The 25,259-nt window shown below is 70.3% G+C and carries 26 protein-coding genes; 10 read left to right on the top strand and 16 right to left on the bottom strand.

The window, feature by feature from the left end:
- Positions 1-111: 111 nt before the first annotated feature.
- Positions 112-909 (top strand): IclR family transcriptional regulator, encoded by a 798-nt coding sequence (locus tag ACTWQI_RS10785; RefSeq protein WP_443269559.1) that lies wholly within the window; start codon positions 112-114, stop codon positions 907-909.
- Between the two features lie 100 nt (positions 910-1,009).
- Here the strand turns inward: ACTWQI_RS10785 and ACTWQI_RS10780 are convergent, their stop codons facing one another.
- Together ACTWQI_RS10780 and ACTWQI_RS10775 are read right to left on the bottom strand one after the other, a co-directional pair.
- Positions 1,010-2,218 (bottom strand): hypothetical protein, encoded by a 1,209-nt coding sequence (locus ACTWQI_RS10780; protein WP_443269558.1) that lies wholly within the window; start codon positions 2,216-2,218, stop codon positions 1,010-1,012.
- A gap of 104 nt (positions 2,219-2,322) precedes the next feature.
- Positions 2,323-3,219, bottom strand: coding sequence for a 5-dehydro-4-deoxyglucarate dehydratase (locus tag ACTWQI_RS10775; RefSeq protein WP_443269647.1), 897 nt, complete (start codon positions 3,217-3,219; stop codon positions 2,323-2,325).
- Positions 3,220-3,595: 376 nt separating this feature from the next.
- Between ACTWQI_RS10775 and ACTWQI_RS10770 the strand changes: the two genes are divergently transcribed.
- From ACTWQI_RS10770 to ACTWQI_RS10760, 3 genes are read left to right on the top strand one after another with little or no spacing between them, the layout of a single operon-like run.
- Positions 3,596-4,405 carry an NAD-dependent epimerase/dehydratase family protein gene (locus ACTWQI_RS10770; protein ID WP_443269646.1) on the top strand — a complete coding sequence of 270 codons (810 nt, stop codon included), beginning with the start codon at positions 3,596-3,598 and terminating at the stop codon, positions 4,403-4,405.
- 44 nt (positions 4,406-4,449) lie between these two features.
- Positions 4,450-4,950, top strand: a complete 501-nt coding sequence (locus ACTWQI_RS10765) for an NUDIX domain-containing protein (RefSeq protein WP_443269557.1) — start codon at positions 4,450-4,452, stop codon at positions 4,948-4,950.
- Positions 4,951-4,995: 45 nt separating this feature from the next.
- On the top strand, positions 4,996-6,195 hold the full coding sequence (locus ACTWQI_RS10760) for a TerD family protein (RefSeq protein ID WP_443269645.1): 1,200 nt from the start codon (positions 4,996-4,998) through the stop codon (positions 6,193-6,195).
- Between the two features lie 188 nt (positions 6,196-6,383).
- Here the strand turns inward: ACTWQI_RS10760 and ACTWQI_RS10755 are convergent, their stop codons facing one another.
- Entirely contained in the window at positions 6,384-7,838 is a 1,455-nt protein-coding gene (locus tag ACTWQI_RS10755) for an alkaline phosphatase PhoX (protein WP_443269556.1), read from the bottom strand.
- A gap of 208 nt (positions 7,839-8,046) precedes the next feature.
- Positions 8,047-9,684: a hypothetical protein gene (locus ACTWQI_RS10750; protein WP_443269555.1), complete on the bottom strand. Its 1,638-nt coding sequence runs from the start codon at positions 9,682-9,684 to the stop codon at positions 8,047-8,049.
- Positions 9,685-9,928: 244 nt separating this feature from the next.
- Here ACTWQI_RS10750 and ACTWQI_RS10745 point away from each other — a divergent pair, with 244 nt between their 5' ends.
- The 4 genes from ACTWQI_RS10745 to ACTWQI_RS10730 all read left to right on the top strand — a co-directional run bounded on the left by ACTWQI_RS10745 (position 9,929) and on the right by ACTWQI_RS10730 (position 13,924).
- Positions 9,929-11,755 (top strand): endonuclease/exonuclease/phosphatase family protein, encoded by a 1,827-nt coding sequence (locus ACTWQI_RS10745; RefSeq protein ID WP_443269554.1) that lies wholly within the window; start codon positions 9,929-9,931, stop codon positions 11,753-11,755.
- Positions 11,756-11,865: 110 nt separating this feature from the next.
- Positions 11,866-12,795 (top strand): 4-hydroxy-tetrahydrodipicolinate synthase, encoded by a 930-nt coding sequence (gene dapA, locus ACTWQI_RS10740; RefSeq protein WP_443269644.1) that lies wholly within the window; start codon positions 11,866-11,868, stop codon positions 12,793-12,795.
- 105 nt (positions 12,796-12,900) lie between these two features.
- Positions 12,901-13,287 carry a VOC family protein gene (locus ACTWQI_RS10735; RefSeq protein ID WP_443269553.1) on the top strand — a complete coding sequence of 129 codons (387 nt, stop codon included), beginning with the start codon at positions 12,901-12,903 and terminating at the stop codon, positions 13,285-13,287.
- A 67-nt stretch (positions 13,288-13,354) separates the two neighbouring features.
- Positions 13,355-13,924 carry a dihydrofolate reductase family protein gene (locus ACTWQI_RS10730; protein WP_443269552.1) on the top strand — a complete coding sequence of 190 codons (570 nt, stop codon included), beginning with the start codon at positions 13,355-13,357 and terminating at the stop codon, positions 13,922-13,924.
- Positions 13,925-14,026: 102 nt separating this feature from the next.
- Here ACTWQI_RS10730 and dapD read toward each other — a convergent pair whose 3' ends face one another.
- The 12 genes from dapD to ACTWQI_RS10670 form a co-directional block, all read right to left on the bottom strand.
- On the bottom strand, positions 14,027-15,016 hold the full coding sequence (gene dapD / locus ACTWQI_RS10725) for a 2,3,4,5-tetrahydropyridine-2,6-dicarboxylate N-succinyltransferase (RefSeq protein WP_443269551.1): 990 nt from the start codon (positions 15,014-15,016) through the stop codon (positions 14,027-14,029).
- Between the two features lie 236 nt (positions 15,017-15,252).
- A complete protein-coding gene (locus tag ACTWQI_RS10720; protein ID WP_443269550.1) occupies positions 15,253-15,807 on the bottom strand; it encodes a TetR/AcrR family transcriptional regulator in 555 nt (184 codons plus the stop codon).
- The gene (locus ACTWQI_RS10715) at positions 15,807-16,127 is read right to left on the bottom strand and encodes a DMT family transporter (RefSeq protein ID WP_443269549.1); all 321 of its coding nucleotides are present in this window, start codon (positions 16,125-16,127) and stop codon (positions 15,807-15,809) included. Before ACTWQI_RS10715 ends, ACTWQI_RS10720 begins: the two co-directional genes overlap by 1 nt.
- A 51-nt stretch (positions 16,128-16,178) precedes the next feature.
- Positions 16,179-16,544, bottom strand: a complete 366-nt coding sequence (locus ACTWQI_RS10710) for a VOC family protein (protein WP_443269548.1) — start codon at positions 16,542-16,544, stop codon at positions 16,179-16,181.
- A 109-nt stretch (positions 16,545-16,653) separates the two neighbouring features.
- Positions 16,654-16,983: a metal-sulfur cluster assembly factor gene (locus ACTWQI_RS10705; RefSeq protein ID WP_443269547.1), complete on the bottom strand. Its 330-nt coding sequence runs from the start codon at positions 16,981-16,983 to the stop codon at positions 16,654-16,656.
- Complete coding sequence (gene sufU, locus ACTWQI_RS10700; RefSeq protein ID WP_443269546.1) at positions 16,980-17,444, bottom strand: Fe-S cluster assembly sulfur transfer protein SufU; 465 nt, start codon at positions 17,442-17,444, stop codon at positions 16,980-16,982. Before sufU ends, ACTWQI_RS10705 begins: the two co-directional genes overlap by 4 nt.
- Positions 17,445-17,455: 11 nt before the next feature.
- Positions 17,456-18,712, bottom strand: coding sequence for a cysteine desulfurase (locus ACTWQI_RS10695; protein WP_443269545.1), 1,257 nt, complete (start codon positions 18,710-18,712; stop codon positions 17,456-17,458).
- Positions 18,709-19,473 (bottom strand): Fe-S cluster assembly ATPase SufC, encoded by a 765-nt coding sequence (sufC, locus tag ACTWQI_RS10690; RefSeq protein WP_443269544.1) that lies wholly within the window; start codon positions 19,471-19,473, stop codon positions 18,709-18,711. The genes ACTWQI_RS10695 and sufC overlap by 4 nt, the downstream gene beginning before the upstream one ends.
- Positions 19,474-19,480: 7 nt before the next feature.
- Entirely contained in the window at positions 19,481-19,819 is a 339-nt protein-coding gene (locus ACTWQI_RS10685) for a non-heme iron oxygenase ferredoxin subunit (RefSeq protein WP_443269543.1), read from the bottom strand.
- Positions 19,816-21,000: a Fe-S cluster assembly protein SufD gene (sufD, locus tag ACTWQI_RS10680; RefSeq protein ID WP_443269542.1), complete on the bottom strand. Its 1,185-nt coding sequence runs from the start codon at positions 20,998-21,000 to the stop codon at positions 19,816-19,818. The genes ACTWQI_RS10685 and sufD overlap by 4 nt, the downstream gene beginning before the upstream one ends.
- A gap of 100 nt (positions 21,001-21,100) precedes the next feature.
- The gene (gene sufB / locus ACTWQI_RS10675; RefSeq protein ID WP_443269541.1) at positions 21,101-22,522 is read right to left on the bottom strand and encodes a Fe-S cluster assembly protein SufB; all 1,422 of its coding nucleotides are present in this window, start codon (positions 22,520-22,522) and stop codon (positions 21,101-21,103) included.
- Positions 22,519-23,325: a helix-turn-helix transcriptional regulator gene (locus ACTWQI_RS10670; RefSeq protein ID WP_443269540.1), complete on the bottom strand. Its 807-nt coding sequence runs from the start codon at positions 23,323-23,325 to the stop codon at positions 22,519-22,521. Before ACTWQI_RS10670 ends, sufB begins: the two co-directional genes overlap by 4 nt.
- 156 nt (positions 23,326-23,481) lie before the next feature.
- On the opposite strand from ACTWQI_RS10670, the gene ACTWQI_RS10665 reads away from it, so the two are divergent.
- Complete coding sequence (locus ACTWQI_RS10665; protein ID WP_443269539.1) at positions 23,482-24,468, top strand: ABC transporter ATP-binding protein; 987 nt, start codon at positions 23,482-23,484, stop codon at positions 24,466-24,468.
- Complete coding sequence (locus ACTWQI_RS10660; protein WP_443269538.1) at positions 24,465-25,241, top strand: ABC transporter permease; 777 nt, start codon at positions 24,465-24,467, stop codon at positions 25,239-25,241. The genes ACTWQI_RS10665 and ACTWQI_RS10660 overlap by 4 nt, the downstream gene beginning before the upstream one ends.
- The last annotated feature ends 18 nt before the right edge of the window (positions 25,242-25,259 follow it).

Here is a 25,259-nt window from a genome sequence, read left to right as displayed (position 1 = left end):
AGCATCCTCCAGCTTGCCGCATACGGGGCGCTGTTCGATATGCTGAACACTGTCCCTGTTGATGAATACTGCCGGGACTCTATTTCCGGTCGAACGAAAGGGTCAAGGGCGATGTCGGCTGCGAATGCGGAGGCCTCCGGGCGCGGGCTCGGGGAGGGCGGGGCCCAGGTGAAGTCCGCTGTGCGCACAGTGGAGTTGCTCGAGTTCTTCGCCGGGCGACCCGGCATGCACAGCCTCGCCGCCGTCCAGGAAGCTGTCGGCTATCCCAAGTCGAGCCTTTACATGCTGCTGCGCACACTCGTGGATCTGGGCTGGGTCGAGACGGACGCGACCGGCACCCGGTACGGCATCGGCGTCCGCGCGCTGCTGGTCGGCACCTCCTACATCGACGGTGACGAGGTCGTGGCCGCCGCCCGGCCCACACTGGACCGGCTCTCGGACGACACCACCGAAACCATTCACCTCGCCCGCCTCGACGGCACCAATGTCGTCTACCTCGCCACCCGGCAGTCACAGCACTATCTGCGCCCCTTCACACGGGTCGGCCGCCGCCTTCCCGCCCACTCCACGTCACTGGGCAAGGCCCTGCTGGCCACCTACTCCGACGAGCAGGTGCGCAAGCTGCTCCCCGAGACGCTGAGCGCGCTGACCGAGCACACGATCACCGATCGCGAGCAGCTGATCGAGGAGCTGCACGTCGTCCGCGAGCAGGGCTATGCGGTGGACCGCGAGGAGAACACGCTCGGGCTACGCTGCTTCGGGGTGGCGATCCCGTACCGCACCCCGGCGCGGGACGCGATCAGCTGCTCGGTGCCTGTGGCCCGGCTGACACCCGGACACGAGCAGATGATCAAGGATGCGCTGTTCGACGCCCGCGACCGGCTGACCCTCGCCACCCGCCGACTCTGACGGATCACGCCGCCGTCCCACTGAGCGTGCCCGCCGGCAACCGCCGCCCTGGCGAAGCGCGGGCCGGGCGGGCTGGCTCGTCACCGCCCGACCCGCGCGCTCAGGGGGCGCCCGGCCCGGCGGTCAGGGCGGACCGGACCGCGGCGAGGTCGGCGTCCGAGGCCAGTCCGGCGTGGTAGAGCCGGAGTTCGGTGGCCCCGAGCGCGCGGGCGTGCGCGGCGTCGGCGGCCAGCGTCCGCGGGCTGCCGCCCATGCCGGAGACGATGGTGAAGTTGGCCGCCAGAGTGGTGCGGTCGGTGCGGTGTGCGGCGAACGGAGCCAGTACGGCGGCCCGTTCGGCCTCCGAACCGGTGCAGGGCAGTACGGCACCGTCCGCGTGGGCCAGCAGGCCCGCCGGGTCCACGCCGACGTTGGCTCCGCAGCGGTGGACGCCCGGGTCGGCGTGCAGCAGGACCCTGAACTCCGGCCCGGCCGCCCCCCGTACCGCCGCGACCGCCGCCTGCTGGAGGTCCTGCGCCACACGGCGGCGCCACACGCGCGTGGCGGCGGCCAGGTCAGCGCCGAGCAGCTTCTCCACTTCCGCCCATTCGCCCGCGCGGTCTCCCGGCCCCGGCCCCGAGTCCCCGGCCCACAGCGGCGCCATGGCCCGCAGGACGGTCGGCCGCAGTTCGTCGGGGTCGGCACCCGCGCCGGCGTAGCCGTCCTGACACACCCCGCAGAAGCAGAGCGACATCAAGTACTGCCCCGCGCCGCCGAGCCGGACCCCGGCGGTCTTGTCGTGGGCGTGGAGGTGGGCTAGGCCGTACCAGCCGCAGGACTCCAGCTCGGTGCCGCGCGTGCCGGGTCGTACGGCCGCTTCCGCCGCCAGGGAGACGACGTACTCCCGCACTTCAGGGCGGGCGATGCACGGTGCCCAGGGGTAGCGGTCGCCGTAGGCGTTGCGCACGGCGATGTCCGGATGCTCGGCGCCGAGGCGGGAGTTGTGGGCCAGGACCACCCAGGAGTGGACCTCGAGGCCTGCGTCGGTGAGCGCTGCGGCGGCCGCGCCGTACGGATCGGGCCCGGCCGTCCAGGTCTGCTCGTACGGGCGCAGGGCCCGGGCCGCCCAGTGCTCGTGGTCCGGCGGGTACAGCACGGCGGCGTGCTCGGCGGTGACGATGCGGTGCCGGGGGTGGCGCGGGGTCAGGGCGCGGGTGGAGTGGTAGGCGGAGGCGAGGGTGACCTGTTGCACGCCGAGTCCGGCGACGCGGGAGGCCGCCTGGGGGTCGCCGACGACGTCCCAGGGGTAGAGGAAGGCGGAGGCCCGCATGCCGAGGGCTGACCTGCGGGGGCCCGTCGGCGCGGGGTCTGACGTGCGGGGGGCCGTTGGGTCGGGGGCGGGGCCGGGGGCGGGCACAGCGGCTCCTCAGGGCGTCAGGTGGCGGACAGGAGCGCCATGCCGCGCTCGATCAACTCGGCGAGTTCCTTGACATGGGCGGGGCTCGGCTCGGTGAGCGGCGGACGCACTTCGCCGACGTCGAGGCCACGGAGCCGGACCCCTGCCTTCACCAGCGAGACGGCATAGCCACGGCCCTGATTGCGCAGCTCGACGAGCGGCCGGTAGAAGCCGTCGAGGAGCTTGTCCACCGTTCGGTCGTCCCCGGAGAGCAGGGCCTGATGGAAGGCGAGGGCGATCTCGGGGGCGAAGCAGAAGACGGCGGAGGAGTAGAGCCGTACGCCGATGCCGCGGTAGGCGAGGCCGGTGAGTTCGGCGGTGGGCAGACCGTTGAAGTAGAGGAAGTCCCGGTCTGGCAGTTCGGTGCGGACGGCGCTGATGATGCGCTGCATCAGATCGAGATCGCCGTGGCCGTCCTTGAGACCGATGATCCGCGGGATGCGGGCCAGTCCCACGACCGTGCGGGGTTCGAAGACGACGTTGTCGCGCTGATAGACGATCAGGTCGAGGGAGGTGGCGTTCGCGAGGGCGGCGTAGTGCTGCAACAGGCCCTCCTGATCGGGGACCACAAGGTACGGCGGCATGGCCAGCAGTCCATCCACGCCCGCCGCTTCGGCGATCCGCGCATACCGGATGGCGAGCGCGGTGCCGTATCCGGCGCCGGCGATCACGGGTACGCGACCAGCGGCCTCTTCGACCGCGGCCGCGACGCAGATCCGGAACTCCTCGGGGTCGAGTGCGTGGAACTCGCCGGTGCCGCAGCATGCGAAGACGGCGGCGGCGCCCGCCTCGATGCCCTGCCGGATGTGGGTGCGGAAGGCCTCGACGTCTGGTGCGCCGTCGGGCCCGAAGGCGGTCACGGGGAAGAACAACAGCCCGTCGAGGCGCTGGAGCCCCTCGCGACGATGGGGGTGCCCCCAGCGAAGCGAAGGGGAGCCAGGGGCGAGTGAGGCTGAGGTCACGGGCTCTCCTGAGTCTGTTTCGGCACGCCGCCGGATCCCTTGTGCACGTTTCTGATCGTCGTCTATATTTCTGAACATCACCACGCTAGGGCAGCGCCGCGTGGCCGGTCAAGGGAGCACACCGCTTCTCAGGGGTGTGGAACCGAGGGCGCGGGAGGCACGCGGGAGGCCCCTTGACGGAGATCCACCAGCTCCCTAGCTTGTCCATGCATATGAATCACATCCGAGCATGGGTTCACCGCCGCCTAGCATGAATTCACCGCATGAGTTCACCTCCGAGGAGACCGCCATGCCCGCTCCCCGCACCGTCCTGCTCACCGGCGCCGCAGGCGGCGTCGGCACCCTGATGCGGGAGCGACTCCCCGGCTACGGCTATGAACTGCGGCTGCTGGACCTCGTACCGGTCGCGGGCGAGCCCGATGCGATCATCGCGGACCTGGCCGACACGGAGGCGCTGCGCGAGGCAGTGCGGGGGGTCGATGCGATCATCCATCTCGCCGGCATCTCCCTGGAATCGACCTTCGACAAGATCCTGCACTCCAACATCCAGGGGACGTACAACCTCTACGAGGCGGCGCGCGCCGAGGGCGTGCGCCGGATCGTCTTCGCCTCCAGCAATCACACGGTCGGCTTCACCCCGCGCCCCGAGCCCGGCGACCCCCTGATCCCGGTCGACACCCCGCGCCGGCCCGACACCCTCTACGGCCTCTCCAAGTGCTTCGGCGAGGACCTCGCCTCCCTCTACTGGGACTTGCACGGCCTCGAGACGGTCTCCATCCGCATCGGCTCCTGCTTCCCCGAGCCGACGTCCGTCCGGATGCTGTCGGTCTGGATGAGCCCCGACGACGGCGCCCGGCTGCTGCACGCGGCGCTCACCGCCGAGAACGTGGGGCACACCGTCGTCTATGGCAGCTCGGCCAACACCCGGCTGTGGTGGGACCTCTCGACCGCGCGGGCCCTGGGCTACGAGCCGCAGGACGACTCGGAGCCGTATGCGGAGAAGCTCCTCGCCGAGCAAGGGGAGCTGGATCCCGCGAACCCCGACCACGCCCACCTCGGCGGCCACTTCTGCACCAACCCACCCATCTGGCCCCACTGACCGCCTCATTGAGCACCTGACGTCGGCTTCCGTAGAGTCCGGCCATGACCGACGCAGCAGAACCACTGGTCACGGACCACCGCGGGCTGGCGCTGTACGACTTCCGCCGCGCGGCCGAGGGCGGTCGCTTCGACGGTGTCGCGCTGCTCTTCTCCGTCGTCGCACTCTGGCAGGGCGACCAGCTGCTCATGGTGCACGAGCGCGGCCGCCAGTGCTGGGAACTGCCCGGCGGCGGCATCGAGCCGGGCGAGACACCGCGAGAAGCGGCGGTCCGAGAGCTGCGCGAGGAGTCGGGGCAGACCGCCGACGGGCTCCGGTTCATCGGCTGCGGCAGATTCGCGCTGGGAGCGGAGCGACGGATAGCCTACGGCGCCCTGTACGCGGGCGAGACGTCCACACCACGCGAGTTCACCCCGAACCCCGAGATCACCGCGATCGCGTGGTGGGACCGCGCCGACCCGCTGCCCGGCCGGACACAGCCGGTCGACGTCTATCTGGCCGGGTTGACGCACTCGGGAGCGGACGGGTTTGGACGGGCTGTGTAATGGAACCGTAAAGCGCGGTCGTTCGTTAGCCCGGGCATGACCGCTATGACGCCTGGCTCGAATATCCCACTCTCCGTCCCGCGCGTGGTCGTGGACGTCAGCGCTCCGGTGCGGCTCGACGTGTCGGGTCTGCTGCTCACCGAGAGCGGCAAGGTGCGCTCCGACGACGACTTCATCTTCTACAACCAGCCGTCAGGCCCCGGTGTCAGCTACCGGTCCGGGGGCGGCGCAGCCCCCGACGCGATCATTGTGGACACCGGCAGTGTGCCCGCCGACATCGAGAAGATCGTGGTCACCGCGAGCCCGGACGCGCCGGGCCAGACCTTCTCCGGCATCGAGCCGACCGCGACCATCCGCAACGCCGACGACAGCACGGCGCTCGCCACGTTCACCCCACCGCAACTGGGCAGCGAGACGGCGCTGATCATCGTGGAGGTGTACCGGCGAGGCGGGGCGTGGAAGGCGCGCGCGGTCGGGCAGGGGTATGCGAACGGGCTGGCCGGCATCGCGACCGACTTCGGCGTCACCGTCGACGAGCCCGCCGCGCCTCCCCAGCCGGCGCAGCCCGCCGCCCAACCTGCCACTCCCCCACAGCCTGCCGCTCCCCCGCAACCCGCAGCGGCTCCCGCCGCGCCCGCTCCCGCCGCCGGAGCCGGAGCCGGAGCCGGGAAGATCAATCTCGACAAGGGCCGGGTCAACCTCCAGAAGAACCAGACCGTCTCCCTCGTCAAGGGCGGCCGCCCGTTCCTCACCTCCGTGAAGATGGGCCTCGGCTGGGAGCCCGCCTACCGCAGCAAGGACATCGACCTCGACGCGTCCGTCATCGCCTACGGCCCCGACCGCAAGAAGATCGACGCCTGCTACTTCGGCAAGCTCGCCATCCTGGGCGGCGTCATCCAGCACTCCGGAGACAACCTCACCGGCGAGGGCGCGGGCGACGACGAGGCCATCACCGTCCACCTGGGCGACCTGCCCCCGAACGTCACCGGTCTCGTCTTCACCGTGAACTCGTTCTCGGGACAGCGCTTCACCGAGGTGGCCAAGGCGTACTGCCGACTGCTCGACGCCGGGACCGGCCAGGAGCTCGTCCGCTTCGACCTGACCAACGCCGAGCCGCGTACGGGCGTCATGATGTGCAAAATGATCCGCCAGTTCTCCGGCGAGTGGGAGATGACGGCCCTGGGCGAGTACGTCGACTCACGCACAGTGCGCGGGATGGTCAAACCGGGCAGCCAGGCGCTCTGAAGTCACCTGGGCAGGAGCCGGAGACGCCCGTACGAGGGCCGAGAAGCGCTCGGGCGGCCGGAGCCTCCCCTGGGGGTACCACCCGGGCCGTTAAGCCCCGGGGGGACTAACCTCCCCCAGCTACCGCTGGGGGTGCCCCCAGGGGTGCGCCCACCGGCCGCACCGCGCGCCGATCGGCTGACTCCTCGTCACCGCTGGCGCCGCCACGGGCCCGTGATCGCCAGCATGATGCCGGGGTCCTGGATGCTGGCGTACAGCGTCCGCCCGTCCGGTGCGAACACCACCCCGGCGAACTCGCTGAACTCCGGCTCCGCCGCGGTGCCGATGTTGACTTCGTTGCGGGCGATCGGATAGGTCCGGCCGTCGTCCGTCGCACCGAAGAGGTGTTGGATGCCCTCGCCGTCCTCCGCGAGAATCAACCCGCCGTACGGGGACACGGTGATGTTGTCCGGACCGTCGAGGGGGCCGTCCTTCGACGGGTCGGGGTTGACGCCGAGCAGCACCTTGAGGGTGAGCGTGCGGCGGCGAGGGTTGTAGAACCACACCTGGCCGTCGTGCGGCTTGCCGGGACTGTCCTCCTCGCGGGCGTACGAGGACACGATGTACGCGCCGCCGTCCGCCCACCACATGCCCTCAAGCTTGCGGGCGCGGGTGATCTCGCCGACGTCGAACTGCTCGCGCACCGGCACCTTCTGGGCATCCCGGTCCGGCACCTCCACCCAGTCCACGCCGTAGACCGTCCCGGTCTTCGTCGCCCTCGAGAGGTCATCGACGAACCGGCCGCCCGAGTCGTAGCACTTCGACGCCTGGAGCTCTCCCGCGTCGTCGGCGAGCCTGCGCAGCTGCCCTCGGCCGTGTTTGAAGCCGCGCGGCGGAACCCAGCGGTAGAACAGGCCGTTGGGCTCGTCGGCGTCCTCTGTCAGATACACGTGGCCGCGCTCCGGGTCGACGACCACGGCCTCATGGTCGTAGCGGCCCAAAGCCTTGATCGGCTTCGGGTTCCGGTTAGCCCGGCGGTCGTACGGGTCGACCTCGAAGACGTAGCCGTGGTCCTTGGTCATGCCGTTCTCGCCGGCTCGGTCGGAGTTCTCCTCGCACGTCAGCCAGGTGCGCCACGGGGTGCGGCCACCCGCGCAGTTGGTCGACGTACCGGCGATGCCGACCCATTCCGCCACCTGGCCACCGTGCCGGTGCACCTCCACGACCGTGCAGCCGCCGGATGCCGCCGGGTCGTAGACGAGACCGTCGGCGAGCGGGACCGGATGCTTCCACTTCCACCGCGGCCCTTTGAGCTCGTGGTTGTTGACGAGCAGGGTCACCCCGCGCGGAGCCGCGAAAGCGGCCGTGCCGTCGTGCTTGGACGGCGTGAACTCCCCCGACTCCAGCTTCGTGACACCGCTGCGGGTGATGATCCGGTACGTGAAACCCTCGGGCAGGGCGAGGATGCCGTCCGGGTCCGGCACGAGCGGTCCGTAGCCGAGCTTCCGGGCGTCGTCCCGCTCCGCGCCCTCCTCGGTGTCGTCCCCGGTCTCCGTGCCGATGGCTCCCTGAGCCGTGGCCAGCACTCCGACACTGCCGACGAGAGCGACGCCCGCGCCGGTATAGGCGGAGCGCTTCGCGAAGTCTCTGCGGGTGAGCGGCATCTTCATCTCCTGGACAGCCAGATCAGTACCCGTGGTGTGCTGCGACCACGGTGCCGCGCCCCGCCGAACGGCGGTTGAACGGGACGCGACATTGAAGATCCGATTGCCGGATGCGCACGTACCGCTCACCGGTCGACCGGTCGGCAGGACTCCTGCCCGCGCCCGCCCGGCGTGCCCTACACCCCGCTCAGCGCTCCTTCAGCCCCGCTCAGCCGCAGGCTCCGGGCTTCGAACGGGCTTTGAAGGCCGCCTTGCGCGCCTCCTTGGCACGCTTCTTGTCCGGGTGCAGCCGGCCGATCGCCTCCAGGACGTCGGCGGTGGCCGGGTGGTCCACCCGCCAGGCCGCGTCGAAGAAGCCGCCGTGCTGCCCGACGACGCCTTCGATCAACTCCCGCAGTTCCGTGGTGTCGTCCACGTACCCGACCTGGGCCGCGATGGTGTCGATGGTGAGCCAGAAGATCATGTCCTGGGACGGGGGCGGTACGTCGGTGAAGCCGCGCTCGGCCAGACCCACCCGGGCGAGACCGCCGAGCTGAGGGTCGTCGAGCACCTCGCGCAGCGCCGGTCCGGCCTCCGGTCCGAGGAGCAGGAGGGCCTGCTGGCAGGAGAGGCGGCGCCTGGGGGCCTGGGGGTCGTCGCCCCGGGCCGCGGCGAGGAGTTCGCGAGCGGCGTCGGCGGGCTCGTGTCGGGCCAGCCACTGTTCCGCTTCCGCCTGGGCGATGCCGTCCGGATAGCCGGGCAGCCGGTCCAGCAGCACGTCGGCGCCCTTGTCGGCGAGGTCCCCGACGGCGGGGGCGTCGGCTCCGGCTTCGAGCATCCGGGCCCGTACGCCGTACACGCCCAGCGGCGTGAGCCGGACCATGCCGTAGCGCGAGACGTCCCCCTCGTCGACGGCCTCTCCGGGGACGAGCCCGGCGCGGTCCGATGCGGCACCGTCGGATCCGGCGCTCGCGTCCGGCTCCTCGGCCGACTCCTCGTCCAGCTCGTCGATCAGCGCCTCGTCCACCGGTTGGTAGTCGACGAGCCCGATCGTGGCGAGCAGCCGGAACTGGTCGTCGAGCCGCATCATGGCCACGGAGACCTCTTCGAGGACGTCGTCGGTCGGCTCGTCCATGTCGTCGGGGACGATCACGGAGGCTGCGAGCGCGGGCAGCGGTACGGCCCTCTCGGCCAAGCCCTCGTCAAGGGCGGTCAGCAGATACAGATTGCCCAACACGCTGTCGAGGAAGTCGGCGTCCTCCTCGGGGTCCCAGTCCGGCACGTCGACGCCCTCGCCGCCGCTCCCGCCCAAGCTCTCGACCAGCTCGGCGAGATCGGCGAGATCGGGCGCGACGGCATCGTCGAGTACGGTCTCCAGCCCGGCCCGCCAGATCTCCAGTACGTCCCGAGGGCTCCCCGTGGTGACCCGAGCTGACTCCTCCCCAGGGGCCGCGGTCCCCACGGCGGCGTCACCAGCGGCGTCACCGGAGGCGAGCCCCTGAGCTCCGCGTTCCGGCGCCTCCTCGGCCCGATCCTGCGGTCCGACTCCAGCCTCGTCGGCCTCGTCCTCGACCATGTCCAGGTCCACGTCCACGTCCACGTCCACCAGGCCGGTGTCGACGGCGAACCGCCAGGCCTGAAGCGCGGACTCCTGGCCGTCCTCGTCGTCGTCGAGCCCGAGGTGGGCCACCGCCCGCCGGAGGCCGGCGTCGAGCAGTTCACCACCGACGCCCACCGGGGTGTCCGGACCGGCCCAGCGGGCCAGGCGTACGGCCCGGGCGAACAGTGGCGCGGCGAGCGCGTCCCGGGCCAGCTCGGCGTCGGAGGGCAGCCGCACCGGCGGCATGGTGGCACGGTCTCCAGACATCAGCAGGATTCTCCTCGGGAACGCGATGCGCGGGTCGGGCGCTCCACAAGCCTAGACGGATTTCGCCCCATGCCACCCGGTTCACGAGTCCGTCGGGCGCCGTACACCGGCCATCCCTTGACAAGTCCCGTGGAGGGCCACGAGATTGACGCGCGTAGAGAGCCCGCGTGGACCGCCTGCGGTGCACGCTCGGACCGACGTGGACCGCGCGCTCCTCGACCCCTCACCTCTTCCGGAGATCTTGATGCCCGCTCTTCCCATCCGCAGGCCGGTCGCGCTCGGTGCCCTGATCGCCGCCGCGGTGACCGCCGGACTGCTCGCCGCACCCTCGTCCGCATCCGCCGGCGAGGTACGCATCCATGACATCCAGGGCGGCACACGAATATCCCCGCTCGCGGGCAAGCCGGTGACCGACGTGCCGGGCACCGTCACGGCGATCCGCGCCTTCGGCTCCTCGCGCGGCTTCTGGTTCCAGGACCCGGACCCCGACCGGGACCGGGCGACGAGCGAGGGCGTCTTCGTCTTCACCGGCAGCAAGACCCCGGACGTGGCGGTCGGCGACGCGGTGCTGGTGTCCGGCACCGTCTCCGAGTACTACCCCGGCGGGGAGTCGGCGGGCCTGCAGTCGGTCACCCAGATCACCCGGCCCACGTGGACCGTCGTCTCCTCCGGCAAGGCGCTGCCCGCGGCCTTCCGGCTGAACTCCTCGACCGTGCCGAATCGTTACTCCGCAGCGGCCGACGGCGGCAGCATCGAAGCGTTGCCGCTCCGCCCGCACCGTTACGCCCTCGACCGCTACGAGTCGCTGGAAGGCATGCGGACCGAGATCACCGACGCCCCCGTGGTCGGTGCGAGCAGCGAGCACCACGAGCTGTGGGTGACGGCCGAGCCGCACCGGAACCGCACGGTGCGCGGCGGCACCCTCTACGCCTCCTACCGCGACCAGAACGGCGGCCGCGTCAAGGTCGCCTCTCTCATCCCCTTCGCCGAGCGGCCCTTCCCCCAGGCGAACGTCGGCGACAGCCTGTCCGGGGTCACCGCCGGCCCGCTGGACTACGACCAGTTCGGCGGCTACGAGCTCCAGGCCACCACGCTCGGCGCGCTCAAGGACGGCGGGACCGAACGCGAGAAGACCCGCAAGCACTCCGCGTCCGAACTGTCCATCGCCACCTACAACGTGGAGAACCTCTCCCCCAAGGACTCCGCCGCCAAGTTCCGCCGCCTCGCCGAGGCCGCCGTCACCAACCTCGCCTCCCCCGACATCATCACGTTGGAGGAGGTGCAGGACGACAACGGCCCCACCAACGACGCGGTCGTCTCGGCCGAGGTCACGCTCAAGAAGATCACCGAGGCGATCACGGCCGCGGGCGGCCCCTCGTACGCCTGGCGACAGATCGACCCCGCGGACGACCAGGACGGCGGCCAGCCCGGTGGCAACATCCGCGTGGCCTTCCTCTACAACCCCGAGCGGGTTTCCTTCAAGGAGGTCCCAGGCGGCGACGCCACGACCCCCGCGACCCCGGTCCGGTCGGGCGGCGAGGTCACCCTCTCCGCCAACCCCGGTCGCATCGACCCCGCGAACGCCGCCTGGAAGAACAGCCGCAAGCCGCTCGCCGCCCGGTTCACCTTCCGCGGCGAGTCGGTCTTCGTCGTCGCCAACCACTTCAACAGCAAGGGCGGCGACCAGGGCCTGGACAGCCGTTTCCAGCCGCCGGCCCGCTCCTCCGAGACCCAGCGCACCGCACAGGCCACCGCGGTGAACACCTGGGTGAAGTCCCTCCTCGCGCTGGACCCGAAGGCCAAGGTCGTCGTCGCGGGCGACATCAACGACTTCGACTTCTCCCCCGCCCTCGACGCGCTCACCGCGGACGGCGCCCTGACCGACCTGGTGACCCGCCTTCCGCGGGGTGAGCGATACGGCTATGTCTTCAACGGCAACTCCCAGGTCCTGGACCACATCCTCACCAGCCGGGCGATCCGCCGCGCGGACTACGACATCGTCCACATCAACGCGGAGTTCGCCGACCAGGCGAGCGACCACGACCCGCAGGTGCTGCGCATCCGCCCATGATCTCGTAGCGCTGCTACAAGGTTCCGCGAGAAGGATTCAGTATTGCTCGGGCCGAGGAGGGGGCAGGACTCGCCGTGAGTCCTGCCCCCTCCTTCCTCGAAAGGCCACTCATGGAACCCATCGCGACGACGCCCCGCCCCTTCGGACGTACCGTCTGCGCGATGGTCACACCGTTCACCGAGGACGGTTCGCTCGACCTCGAAGGTGCGCAGAAGCTGGCCGACCACCTGGTCCACAGCGGTGGTTGCGACGGCCTGGTGCTGAGCGGCACCACCGGGGAGTCGCCCACCACGTCCGACGCCGAGAAGACCCGGCTCGTACGGGCCGTGGTCGAGGCCGTGGGCGACCGGGCGCGGATCACGGCGGGCGTGGGCTCGAGCGACACCCGGCACACCGCCGAGCTGGCCCGGGCCGCCGAGGACGCCGGGGCGCACGGGGTGATCGTCGTGACGCCGTACTACAGCCGCCCTCCGCAGGACGCGGTCGAGGCGCACTTCCGGACCGTGGCCGACGCGGTGGGCGTGCCGGTGATGCTCTACGACATCCCGGCCAGGACCGGCACCCGGATCGAGCCCGCCACGTTGATCCGGCTGGCCGGACACCCGCGCATCATGGGGGTGAAGGACTGCGCGTACGACCTGATGGGCAGCGCGAAGGTGATCGCCGCCACCGGTCTCGCCTACTACTCGGGCTGCGAGGAGCTGAACCTCCCGCTGTACGCGATCGGCGGCGCCGGGTTCATCAGCACGGTCGCGAACGCGGCCGGGCCCGAGCTGCGGGCCGTGCTCGACGCCCACGACCGGGGCGCGAACCGCGAGGCCGCCCGTCTCCACCAGCTCCTACTCCCGCTGACGGAGCTGATGATGGGCGATGGGCTGCCCGGGACGGTGACCGCCAAGGCGCTGCTGGGCACCCTCGGGCTGCCCGGCGGTCCGGTACGGGCGCCGCTGCTGCCCGCCGGCCCCGAGCGGGCCGCCGGTCTGCGCCGCGCCTACGAGGAGCTGCGCCGCACCGCCTGCGTCGAGGCCGTATCCGGCTGACCGCCGACGTCCGGCACGCAGAAGCCGTGACGGACGCGCTCCGGGCCCACGAGAACTACGTTGTTCGGGTGGATTGGCAGCACCAAAGTTGGCGAGAGGACCGTGATGGCAGTAGAGCTCAACCACACCGTCGTCCAGGCCAAGGACAAGCAGGCCTCGGCCGAGTTTCTGGCCGGCATCCTGGGGCTGGAGGTCGGCGCCCCGTTCGGTCCGTTCATCCCCGTGGAGACCAGCAACGGCGTGACGCTCGACTTCTACGAGAGCACCGACATGCCGTTCGCGCCGCAGCATTACGCGTTTCTTGTCTCCGACGAGGAGTTCGACGTCATGCTGGGCCGGATCGAGGCGGCCGGGGTCACGTACTACGCCGACCCCAGCCACACCGAGCCCGGCCGGATCAACCATCTCTTCGGCGGCCGTGGGGCGTACTTCGACGACCCTGACGGCCACAACATGGAGATCCTGACTCGCCCCTACGCCCGGCCCTCCTAGGTTCCGTCCGCCGACGTGCTGCAATGAACCGCGAACCGACCCCCTTGGGACTTCAGCGAGGACCGCGATGAGAAAAATCATCTTGATGATGTCGGTGTCCCTCGATGGCTTCATCGAGGGACCGGACCGCCAGATTGATTGGCACCGGGTCGACGACGAGCTGCACAGCTACGTCAACGAGCAGGTCAGGGCGATGGGCGGCCTCCTGAGCGGACGGGTCACCCACGAGCTCATGGCCGGCTTCTGGCCGACCGCCGACTCCGATCCCGCAAGTACCGGGCCCATGGTGGAGTTTGCCGGCATCTGGCGGGACATGCCCAAGATCGTGTTCTCCAGGACCTTGGAGCGGGCCGACTGGAACACCACCATCAAGCGAGACGTCGTCGTCGAGGAGATCATGGCGCTCAAGGCGCAGCCGGGCGGGGATCTGGCGCTCGGCGGTGCCGATCTCGCCGCGGCCTTCAGGCAGCACGACCTGATCGACGAGTACCGGATCTACGTCCATCCGGTCCTCATCGGAGAGGGCAAACCCCTGTTCCCGGCATCGGGTTACGCCGAGACCCCGCTCCGGCTCGCCGAGACCCGGACCTTCGGCAACGGAGTCGTCCTCCTCCGTCACCAACGCGACCGAGACTGAGAAACGTCGGAACGCACACGAGAGCGCCCTCTCATGGCCCATGGCCGGGCCGTGAGAGGGCGCTCTGTGCAGGGCCGCACCCGGCGGCGCGGCCCTGCATGATCAGTTGTGGCTGTGCAGGGCCTCGTTGAGGCCTCCCCAGGAGCCGCTGCGCTGCAGCGCCTCGACCGTGCCGGTGGTGGAGTTGCGGCGGAAGAGGAGGTTGTGGGCGCCGGACAGCTCCAGCGCCTTGACGATCTTGCCGTCGGGCAGCGTGACCCGCGTGCCGGCGGTCACGTAGAGGCCGGCCTCCACGATGCAGTCATCACCGAGCGCGATGCCGATGCCGGCCTGGGCGCCGAGCAGGCAGCGCTCGCCGATCGAGACGATCTGCTTGCCGCCGCCGGAGAGGGTACCCATGATCGATGCGCCGCCGCCGATGTCGGAGCCGTCGCCGACGACGACGCCCGCGCTGATCCGGCCCTCGACCATGGAGGTGCCGAGGGTGCCGGCGTTGAAGTTGACGAAGCCCTCGTGCATCACAGTCGTACCGGACGCGAGGTGGGCACCGAGGCGGACCCGGTCGGCGTCGCCGATCCGGACTCCGGACGGGGCGACGTAGTCGGTCATCCGCGGGAACTTGTCGATGCTGGTCACGACGAGGTTCAGGCCCTCGGCGCGGGCGGCAAGACGGACCTTCTCGACGTCGTCCACGGCCACCGGGCCGAGGTTGGTCCAGGCGACGTTGGCGAGCAGGCCGAAGATGCCCTCGAGGCTCTGGCCGTGCGGCTTGACCAGGCGGTGGCTGAGCAGGTGCAGCCGGAGGTAGGTCTCGTGCGCGTCGAGCGGCTTGTCGTCGAGCGAGGCGATGACCGTACGCACGGCGACGACCTCGACACCGCGGCGCGGGTCCGGGCCGAGGGCCTTGGGGGCGGCCTCGCCCAGCAGCTCGGCCGCACGCTCGGGCTGCAGCCGCTCGGTCCCGGCAGGACCCGGGTCGGCGACGAGCTCGGGGGCCGGAAACCAGGTGTCGAGAACAGTGCCGTCGGCGGCGACGGTGGCGAGGCCGGCGGCGACGGCGCCGGTGGTGCTGTGAGCAGTCGTGTCGGTCATGCTCGAAACCTAACCGGCCGCGCCCCGCCGAGGCGAACCGGTCTCATCGATCAGACGTGATCAGCTCCCCCGCCGCGGCGGAAGCGGCCCCCCGGGTTGTACGGGCCGCTTACGGGCGCATACCCGGCGCCGCAGCCACCGACCGACCGCGCGGCGAAGCCCGTGCGACGCGAGGGCGACGCCCCGCGCCGTGGCCCCAGCAGCCCAGGCACTGCCACGAGCGCGCCGCCCGGGGATCAGTCGCCGATGACGCGGGCCAGCGCCCGGCGGGCCTCGGCGCGATCGAACGGCCGGCCGGAGAGCAGGAGTTGCAGCATCAGGCCGTCGATCAGGGCGATCAGTACGCGGGCGGTCGCCTCGTCGGCGGTGTAGCGGCCGAGCGTCCCGACCGCCGCGTCGAGCCACTCGGCGGCCACCGGCTGCAGGGCCTCCCGGCGCAGGGCCGCGAGGTAGAGCTCGTACTCGAGGCGAATGCGGCCGCGGTCTCCCGTCATGGCCGCCTCGAGGAGATCGGCGAGCCGCTCCGCGAGAGGGGCGTCCTTCCCGAGGTGGCGGTGCCAGCCCTCGATCGCGGTCGGCGGCTCCACACAGACCTTCCGCAGGGCCGCGACCAGCAGATCGTCCAGGGTCGCGAAGTGGTAGGTGGTGGACCCGAGGGGGACGTCGGCCTCGGCCGCGACGGACCGGTGGCTGAGGCCTTCGATGCCGCGCTCCGCCACCACCCGTATCGCCGCGTCGATGATGCGCTGCCGGCGGTCGGGGTCGTATCTACGGGTCGGCGGTGGCGTCATCAGTGGACCCCGCCGAGGTTGAGCACGAGGACGCCGACGATCACCAGCACAATGCCGATGAGCTTGGCGGCGCTCGCCGCTTCACCGAGGAAGACCATGCCGATCGCGGCGATGGCCGCCGTGCCGACCCCGGACCAGACGGCGTACGCGGTCCCGACGGACATCGTCTTGAGGGTCTGCGCCAGGAGGATGAAGGCGATCAGGTATCCGACCGCCGTGCCCAGGGACGGCCACAGCTTGGTGAATCCGTCGCTGTACTTCATCGCAGTGGTGCCCAGGACCTCGGCGACGATCGCGGAGGCCAGCGTCAGCCAGATCATGTGGACGAGCGTACACAGCGTTGCGTACGACCGTACACAGCCCCTCGCCCGTCAGGCGCTGAGCGATGTCTTCGGGCGCAGCACGCAGAACTCGTTCCCCTCCGGATCGGCCAGCACGACCCAGGTGACGTCCCTGCCCTGTCCGACGTCCACCCGGCGCGCCCCGAGCGCCAGCAGCCGCTCGATTTCGGCCTCCTGGTCGTCCGGGCTGAGGTCGAGATGGAGCCGGTTCTTGACCGTCTTGCGCTCCGGCACGGGCAGGAAGACCATGCCCGGCCAGGCGTTCCCGTCCGCGCCGATGACGACCTCCTCGGGGTCGTCGTAGAGCACCTTCCAGTCCAGGGCCTGGCACCAGAAGTGGGCGAGTCCTCGTAGATCACGGGCGTCGACGGCGATCTGATACAGCGAAAGAGCCATGCCCGCCAGTCTGCCGGAATGCGACGCCCCCCACCCGCCACGGCGCCGCTCAGGGCGTTGCGGGGCAGTGCAATGGCCGCCCGTTCCCGGGCGGCCATCGTCGTGCGCCTCAGACGTTGAAGCCGAGCGCCCGCAGCTGCTCCCGGCCGTCGTCCGTGATCTTGTCCGGGCCCCACGGCGGCATCCAGACCCAGTTGATCCGGAGCTCGTTGACGAGGCCCTCGGTCGCGGACCTCGCCTGGTCCTCGATCACATCGGTCAGCGGGCAGGCCGCGGACGTCAGCGTCATGTCCAGCGTGGCGACGTTCGACTCGTCGATGTGGATGCCGTACACCAGGCCCAGGTTGACCACGTCGATGCCCAGCTCGGGGTCGACGACGTCCATCATGGCCTCGCGGACCTCTTCTTCGCTGGCGGGCTTGGTCGTGGTCTCGCTCATACGGTCTCCTTCGCAGCGCCCTCGCCCAGCGCCTGGGCGGTGGCGTCCTTCCATGCCATCCAGCTCAGCAGAGCACACTTCACGCGGGCCGGGTACTTGGAGACGCCGGCGAACGCGACGGCGTCCTCCAGCACCTCCTCCATCGCGTCGTCCGGCTCGATCCGGCCCTTGGACTGCATCAGTTCCAGAAAGGTCTCCTGGATCTTCTGGGCCTCGGCCAGGTCCTTGCCGACCACCAGCTCGTTGAGCACGGACGCGCTGGCCTGGCTGATCGAACAGCCCTGGCTCTCGTACGACACATCCGCGACGGTGGTGCCGTCGTACCGGACCCGGAGGGTGATCTCGTCGCCGCACGTCGGGTTGACGTGGTGCACCTCGGCGTCCCCGTCCCGCAGCCCCCGCCCGTGCGGGTGCTTGTAGTGGTCCAGGATGACGTCCTGGTACATCGAATCCAGCTTCACGAGCGACCCCTCTACCCGAAGAAGTTCCGTACGTGCTCCAGCCCGTCGACCAGGGCGTCCACCTCGGCCGGCGTGGAGTACAGATAGAACGACGCTCGCGTGGTCGCGGGAATTCCGTACCGCAGGCAGACCGGCCGCGCGCAGTGGTGCCCGACCCGAACCGCGATGCCCTGCTCGTCGAGCACCTGGCCCACGTCGTGCGGGTGGATGTCGCCGAGCGTGAAGGAGATCGCGGCGCCGCGGTCCTCGGCCGTCGTGGGGCCGATGATCCGCAGATCGGGGACCTCCAGCAGGCGCTTCACCGCGTACTCGGTGATGGCATGCTCATGGGCCTGGATGGCCTCCATGCCGACCGAGGAGAGGTAGTCCACAGCCGCGCCGAGGCCCACCGCCTGCGCGATCGGGGGCGTGCCCGCCTCGAACTTGTGCGGCGCCGGGGCGTACGTCGAGGAGTGCATCGAGACGGTTTCGATCATCTCGCCGCCGCCGAGGAACGGCGGCAGGTCCTCGAGCAGTTCCTGCCGGCCCCACAGCACCCCGATGCCGGTCGGGCCGCACATCTTGTGGCCGGTGAAGGCCACGAAGTCGGCCTGCAGGGCCTGGACGTCGAGCGGCATGTGCGGCGCGGCCTGCGAAGCGTCGACCACGACGAGCGCGCCGACCTCCTGGGCCCGCCGGACGATCGCCTCGACCGGGTTGACCGTGCCCAGGATGTTGGAGACCAGCACGAACGAGACGACCTTGGTCTTCTCGGTGATGATCTCGTCGATGGTGGACAGGTCGAGCCGGCCGTCGTCGGTGAGACCGAACCACTTCAGCTTCGCGCCCGTGCGCTGCGCCAGCAGCTGCCACGGCACGATGTTGGAGTGGTGCTCCATCTCGGTGATGACGATCTCGGTCTCATGGTCCACGCGGTAGGGCTCGTCGGCCCAGCCCAGCATGTTCGCCACGAGGTTGAGCGACTCAGAGGCGTTCTTGGTGAAGATCACCTCGTCGCGGCTCGGCGCGTTGATGAAGGCGGCGACCTTGTCGCGCGCGCCCTCGTACAGCGCCGTGGCCTCCTCGGCGAGGACGTGCACACCGCGGTGGACGTTCGCGTTGTACCTCTCGTAGTACCCGCTCAGCACGTCGAGGACCTGGCGCGGTTTCTGCGAGGTCGCCGCGTTGTCCAGGTACACGAGCTTCTTCCCGTCGTGGACCAGGCGGTCCAGGATGGGGAAGTCCTTGCGGATCGCCTCGGTGTCGAGGAGGCCCGGCAGCTCTGTCACTCGGATGCGCCACCCTTCGTGTATGCCTCGTAGCCCTCGTCCTCGAGCTTGTCGGCGAGCTCGGCGCCACCGGACTCGGCGATCCGACCGTTCGCGAAGACGTGCACGTGGTCGGGCTTGATGTAGCGCAGGATGCGCGTGTAGTGGGTGATCAGCAGGGTGCCGACCTCGCCGCTCTCGTGTACTCGGTTGACGCCTTCGGAGACGACGCGCAGGGCGTCGACGTCCAGTCCGGAGTCGGTCTCGTCGAGGATCGCGATCCTCGGCTTGAGCAGCTCGAGCTGGAGGATCTCGTGGCGCTTCTTCTCACCGCCGGAGAAGCCCTCGTTGACGTTGCGCTCGGCGAAGGCGGGGTCGATGTTGAGGCGCTCCATGGCCTCCTTGACCTCCTTCACCCAGGTGCGCAGCTTGGGGGCCTCGCCGCGGATCGCGGTCGCGGAGGTGCGCAGGAAGTTGGACACGGAGACGCCGGGGACCTCGACCGGGTACTGCATGGCGAGGAAGACGCCGGCCCGCGCGCGCTCGTCGACGGACATCTCCAGGACGTCCTCGCCGTCCAGCGTCACGGTGCCACGGGTGACCGTGTACTTCGGGTGACCCGCGAGGGAGTACGCCAGGGTGGACTTGCCGGAGCCGTTGGGGCCCATGATGGCGTGCGTCTCGCCCTGCTTCACGGTCAGGTCGACGCCGCGCAGGATCTCGCGGGGGCCGGCTTCGGCCTCGACGGAGACGTGCAGGTCGTGGATCTCAAGCGTTGCCATGGGTACCTCAGGACTCCTGGGTGACGGAGACGAGCACAGATGCGTCTGGGCCCTCTCCTTCGATCTTTACGGGGTATACGGGGACGGGGCGGGTGGCGGGCAGGCCGGTCGGCTTGCCGGTCCGCAGGTCGAAACGCGAGCCGTGCAGCCAGCACTCGATGGTGCAGTCGTCGACCTCGCCCTCGGACAACGAGACGTTCGCGTGCGAGCAGATGTCGTAGATCGCGAACACGTCATCGTCGGTGCGGACGACCGACACCGGCGTGCCCTCGAGCTCGACCCGCTTGGGGGTGTCCTCTTCGAGCTCGCTCAGCGCGCAGACGCGGACGAAGCCTTCGGCTGTCATGCGACGGACGCCTCCAGCTCGGCCTCGATCTTGGCGATCAGGCGCTCCTCGAGGTCCGGCAGGCCGATCTGCTGGACGAGCTCGGCGAAGAAGCCGCGGACGACCAAGCGGCGGGCCTCTTCGGCCGGGATGCCGCGCGCCATCAGGTAGAACAGCTGCTCGTCGTCGAAGCGGCCGGTCGCCGAGGCGTGGCCGGCGCCGACGATCTCACCGGTCTCGATCTCCAGGTTGGGGACCGAGTCGACCCGGGCGCCGTCGGTGAGCACCAGGTTGCGGTTCAGCTCGTAGGTGTCCGTGCCCGTCGCGGAGGCCTCGATCAGCACGTCGCCGATCCACACGGCGTGCGCGTCCTGGCCCTGCAGCGCGCCCTTGTACGCGACGTTGCTGCGGCAGTTCGGCGCCTGGTGGTCGACGAAGAGCCGGTGCTCCTGGTGCTGGCCGTTGTCGGTGAAGTACAGGCCGTAAAGCTCGGCCTCACCGCCCGGGCCCGCGTACTCCACGCGGGGGTGCAGGCGCACCAGGTCACCGCCGAAGGTCACCACGACGGACTTGAAGGACGCGTCGCGGCCCACCAGCGCCGTGTGCTGTCCGGCGTGCACCGCGGTGTCGTCCCAGTCCTGGACGGATACGACGGTCAGCTTGGCGCCGTCGCCGAGGTGGTACTCGACGTTGGCCGCCAGCACGGCGTCGCCGGTGTGGTCGATCACGACGACGGCCTCGGCGAAGGCACCCAGCTCGATCACCTGGTGGCCGAAGGCGGTGCCGCCCACGCCGTGCACGGCGATCCGGATGGGGTCCTTCAGCACGGCCTCCTTGGGCACCGAGACGACCGAGGCCTTCTCGAAGCCGGAGAACGCCTGCGCGGCGACCCGGTCCACCGGTCTGCCGGCCCGGCCCACCCGGGCGTCGTCACGGCCCACGGTCTCGACCGTCACGCCGTCGGGCGCGCTGACCTCGACCTTGATGCCGCCGCCGGCCACGACGGCGGTGCCGTCGTGGAGGCCCTTCAGCCGCTCGAGCGGAGTGAAGCGCCACTCCTCCTCGCGGCCGTGCGGCACCGGGAAGTCCGCCACGTCGAAGGACGGCGGTGCACTCATCCGGGTGGCGATGGTGGACTCGGCGGCCACCGCGATGGATCCGGAGGTGGTGGAACCCGCCGGAATGTTCTGAGCCTCAGCCATGGCTGTCGTCGTGCTCTCTCTCTTACGTCAGAAAACAGTGCTGCATCGGGTGGACCTGGGGGCACTCCCCCGCTACCGCCAGGGGCGGTAGCCGGGGAAGTCAGCCGACCGCGCCCTCCATCTGCAGCTCGATCAGCCGGTTGAGCTCCAGCGCGTACTCCATGGGCAGCTCGCGGGCGATCGGCTCGACGAAGCCGCGCACGATCATCGCCATGGCCTCGTTCTCTTCCAGGCCCCGGCTCATGAGGTAGAACAGCTGGTCCTCGCTGACCTTGGAGACGGTCGCCTCGTGGCCCATGGACACGTCGTCCTCGCGCACATCCACGTACGGGTAGGTGTCCGAGCGGGAGATCGTGTCGACGAGCAGTGCGTCGCACAGCACGTTGGACTTCGCGCCCGCGGCGCCCTCGCCGATCTCGATCAGACCGCGGTAGGAGGTACGGCCGCCGCCGCGCGCCACCGACTTGGAGACGATGCTCGACGAGGTGTTCGGGGCCATGTGGACCATCTTGGCGCCGGCGTCCTGGTGCTGGCCCTCGCCCGCGAAGGCGATGGACAGGGTCTCGCCCTTGGCGTGCTCACCCATCAGGTAGACGGCCGGGTACTTCATCGTGACCTTGGAACCGATGTTGCCGTCGACCCACTCCATGGTCGCGCCCTCGTAGGCCACGGCGCGCTTGGTGACCAGGTTGTAGACGTTGTTCGACCAGTTCTGGATGGTCGTGTAGCGGCAGCGGGCGTTCTTCTTGACGATGATCTCGACGACCGCGGAGTGCAGCGAGTCCGACTTGTAGATCGGCGCGGTGCAGCCCTCGACGTAGTGGACGTAGGCGCCCTCGTCGACGATGATCAGCGTCCGCTCGAACTGGCCCATGTTCTCGGTGTTGATCCGGAAGTAGGCCTGGAGCGGGATCTCCACGTGCACGCCCTTCGGCACGTAGATGAAGGAGCCGCCCGACCACACGGCGGTGTTCAGCGAGGCGAACTTGTTGTCACCCGCGGGGATGACGGTGCCGAAGTACTCCTTGAAGAGCTCGGGGTGCTCCCGGAGACCGGTGTCGGTGTCCAGGAAGATGACGCCCTGCTCCTCGAGGTCCTCGCGGATCTTGTGGTAGACGACCTCGGACTCGTACTGGGCGGCGACACCGGCGACCAGGCGCTGCTTCTCGGCCTCCGGGATGCCCAGCTTGTCGTAGGTGTTCTTGATGTCCTCGGGCAGCTCCTCCCAGGAAGCGGCCTGCTTCTCGGTGGAGCGGACGAAGTACTTGATGTTGTCGAAGTCGATGCCCGAGAGGTCGGAGCCCCAGTTGGGCATGGGCTTCTTGCCAAACAGACGCAGACCCTTCAGACGCAGCTTCAGCATCCAGTCGGGCTCGGACTTCTTCGCGGAGATGTCACGGACGACCTCGTCCGACAGACCGCGCTTCGCGGAAGCGCCGGCGACGTCGGAGTCGGCCCAGCCGTACTCATAGGTGCCCAGCCCCTCGAGCTCGGGGTGGGCAGTCTCCGTGGGGAGAGTCATACGGGGTTCCTCCCGGCCGTGCTTGCAGATGCTGTAGTGGTCTTGCTGGTGAATCTGGGGCTGCCGGCCTTCGGGATGAAGGTGGTGCACACCCCGTCGCCATGGGCGATGGTGGCCAGCCGCTGGACATGTGTGCCGAGCAGGCGGGAGAAGACCTCGGTCTCCGCCTCGCACAGCTGCGGGAACTGCTCGGCGACATGGGCGACCGGGCAGTGGTGCTGGCAGAGCTGCTCACCCTGGTGCGGACGCGGCGCGCTGCGCGCCGTGGCAGCGTACCCGTCCGCGGTCAACGCCTCGGCCAGGGCCTCGGTGCGGTCCTCGGGGGCCGCACGGTCGACAGCTTCGCGGTAACCCTCGGCCTGGGCTGCCATACGGGCGCGGGCGAACGCCGCGACCGCGGCGTCGCCCTTCTCACCTCCGCCCGCGATCTGCGCGATCCAGCGCAGCGCATCGACGGCGAGCGTGTCGTAGGCCTGGTCGAAGGCGTCCCGCCCGCAGTCGGTGAGGGCGAACACCTTCGCCGGGCGGCCGCGGCCGCGCGAGCCGTAGACCCGCTGTTCACGGGGCTCGACGACGCCATCGGACACCAGCGAGTCCAGGTGTCGGCGGACCGCGGCCTGGGTCAGCTCCAGCCGCTGGGCGAGCTCGGCCGCAGTCGAGGGACCGTGGTCGAGGATCGAGCGGGCCACCCGGTTACGGGTGCTGCGCTGGCCGTCGTCGCCGAAAGACGCGACGGCAGGCGTCACGGACCCGGCGGCCGTCCCGGCCGCCGTCGTCCCCTGAGCCTCGCCAACGTATTTCACAACGCCATTGTTGCGTAATTCCTGGGCTTGCGCCAAGCCGCGATCTGCCGAGGTCGGGGTGTGCTCCGTCACTAAGGGTTACCTAATTCCGGGTTTCCGGCCGTCGGCAAGGGGTGCCTGGCCCGGCACCCGCCACCGGTTCGTAGACTCCCCGGCATGCGCAGCGTCTTCCCGGGGGATCCGTCCCCAGCTACGGCGGGGGGTGCCCCCAGGACCCCCGGGGGAGACTCCGTCGTCCAGGTCCGGGGCCTGGTCAAGCGGTATGGCAGCACGATCGCGGTCGACGGCCTCGACCTGTCCGTCGCGGCGGGGGGCGTCACCGCGGTCCTCGGCCCCAACGGCGCCGGGAAGACCACGACCGTCGAGATCTGTGAGGGATACCGCCGCCCGGACGACGGGACGGTCCGGGTGCTCGGTCTCGACCCGATCGCCGACGCGGCGGCCCTGCGCCCCCGCATCGGCGTGATGCTCCAATCGGGTGGGGTCTATGCGGGAGCTCGTGCCGAGGAGATGCTGCGCCATATCGCCGGCCTCCACGCCCACCCCGTCGACGTGGACCTGTTGATCGAGCGCCTCGGCCTCGGCAGCTGCGGCCGTACGGCCTACCGCCGGCTCTCCGGCGGCCAGCGGCAACGGCTCGCGCTCGCCATGGCCGTCGTCGGCCGCCCGGAGCTGGTCTTCCTCGACGAGCCGACGGCCGGCCTCGACCCGCAGGCCCGGCACGCCACCTGGGACCTGGTGCGCGAGCTGCGCGCGGACGGCGTGTCGGTCGTCCTCACCACGCATTACATGGACGAGGCCGAGCAGCTCGCCGACGATGTCGCGATCATCGACGGCGGGAAGGTCGTCGCCCAGGGATCCCCCGAGGAGCTGTGCCGGGGCGGCGCGGAGAACAGTCTCCGCTTCACCGGACGGCCCGGACTCGACCTGGCCGCGCTGCTCACGGCCCTGCCCGCCGACACGGCTGCCGCCGAACTCACGCCCGGCGCGTACCGGGTGACCGGCAAGGTCGACCCACAGCTGCTGGCCACCGTCACCTCCTGGTGTGCGCAGAACGGCGTGCTGCCGGACCGGATCTCCGTCGAGCGGCACACCCTGGAGGACGTGTTCTTGGAGCTGACCGGCAAGGAGCTGCGCGCATGACCGCGACCGGCACGTTCGCCCCGAGGCCGGGGGCGGCGCCCCTGGGACGGATGATCGCCGCGCAGACGGCTCTGGAGACCCGGATGCTGCTGCGCAACGGAGAGCAGCTGCTGCTCACGGTGGTGATCCCGACGCTGCTGCTGACGCTCTTCAGCGCGGTCGACATCGTCGACACGGGCGAGGGGAAGGCCGTGGACTTCCTGGCCCCCGGCGTACTCGCGCTCGCCGTCATGTCCACCGCCTTCACCGGGCAGGCCATCGCCACGGGCTTCGAGCGGCGGTACGGCGTGCTGAAGCGGCTCGGCACCTCGCCGCTGCCGCGCTGGGCGCTGATGACGGCGAAGACGGGGTCGGTGCTGGTCACCGAGGGGCTGCAGATCGCTCTGCTGACGACGGTGGCCTTCGCACTGGGCTGGTCCCCGCACGGCCCCGGCAGCGTGCTGTACGTCCTGCTGCTGCTCGTCCTGGGAACGGCCGCCTTCTCGGGGCTGGGGCTGCTGATGGCCGGGACGCTGCGGGCCGAAGCCACCCTGGCCGCGGCCAACTTGGTCTTCCTGTTGCTGCTGGTCGGCGGCGGAGTCGTCGTACCGCTGGAGAAGTTCCCGGACGCGGTGCGGGACGTGCTGGGGCTGCTGCCGATCTCGGCTCTGTCGGACGGCCTGCGCGACGTGCTGCAGGGCGGTGCCGGTATGCCGTGGGGCGACCTGGGGATCCTGGCCGGCTGGGCGGCGCTGGGCCTGGGCGCGGCGGCGCGCTTCTTCCGCTGGGAGTAGAGCGGGAAGCCACTCACC

It is taken from the genome of Streptomyces sp. KR80 (assembly GCF_052245555.1).
In the GTDB taxonomy this organism is placed as follows: Bacteria; Actinomycetota; Actinomycetes; order Streptomycetales; family Streptomycetaceae; genus Streptomyces.
Note: the sequence above shows the minus strand (reverse complement) of the source record. Positions and strands in the feature narration are given on the sequence as shown.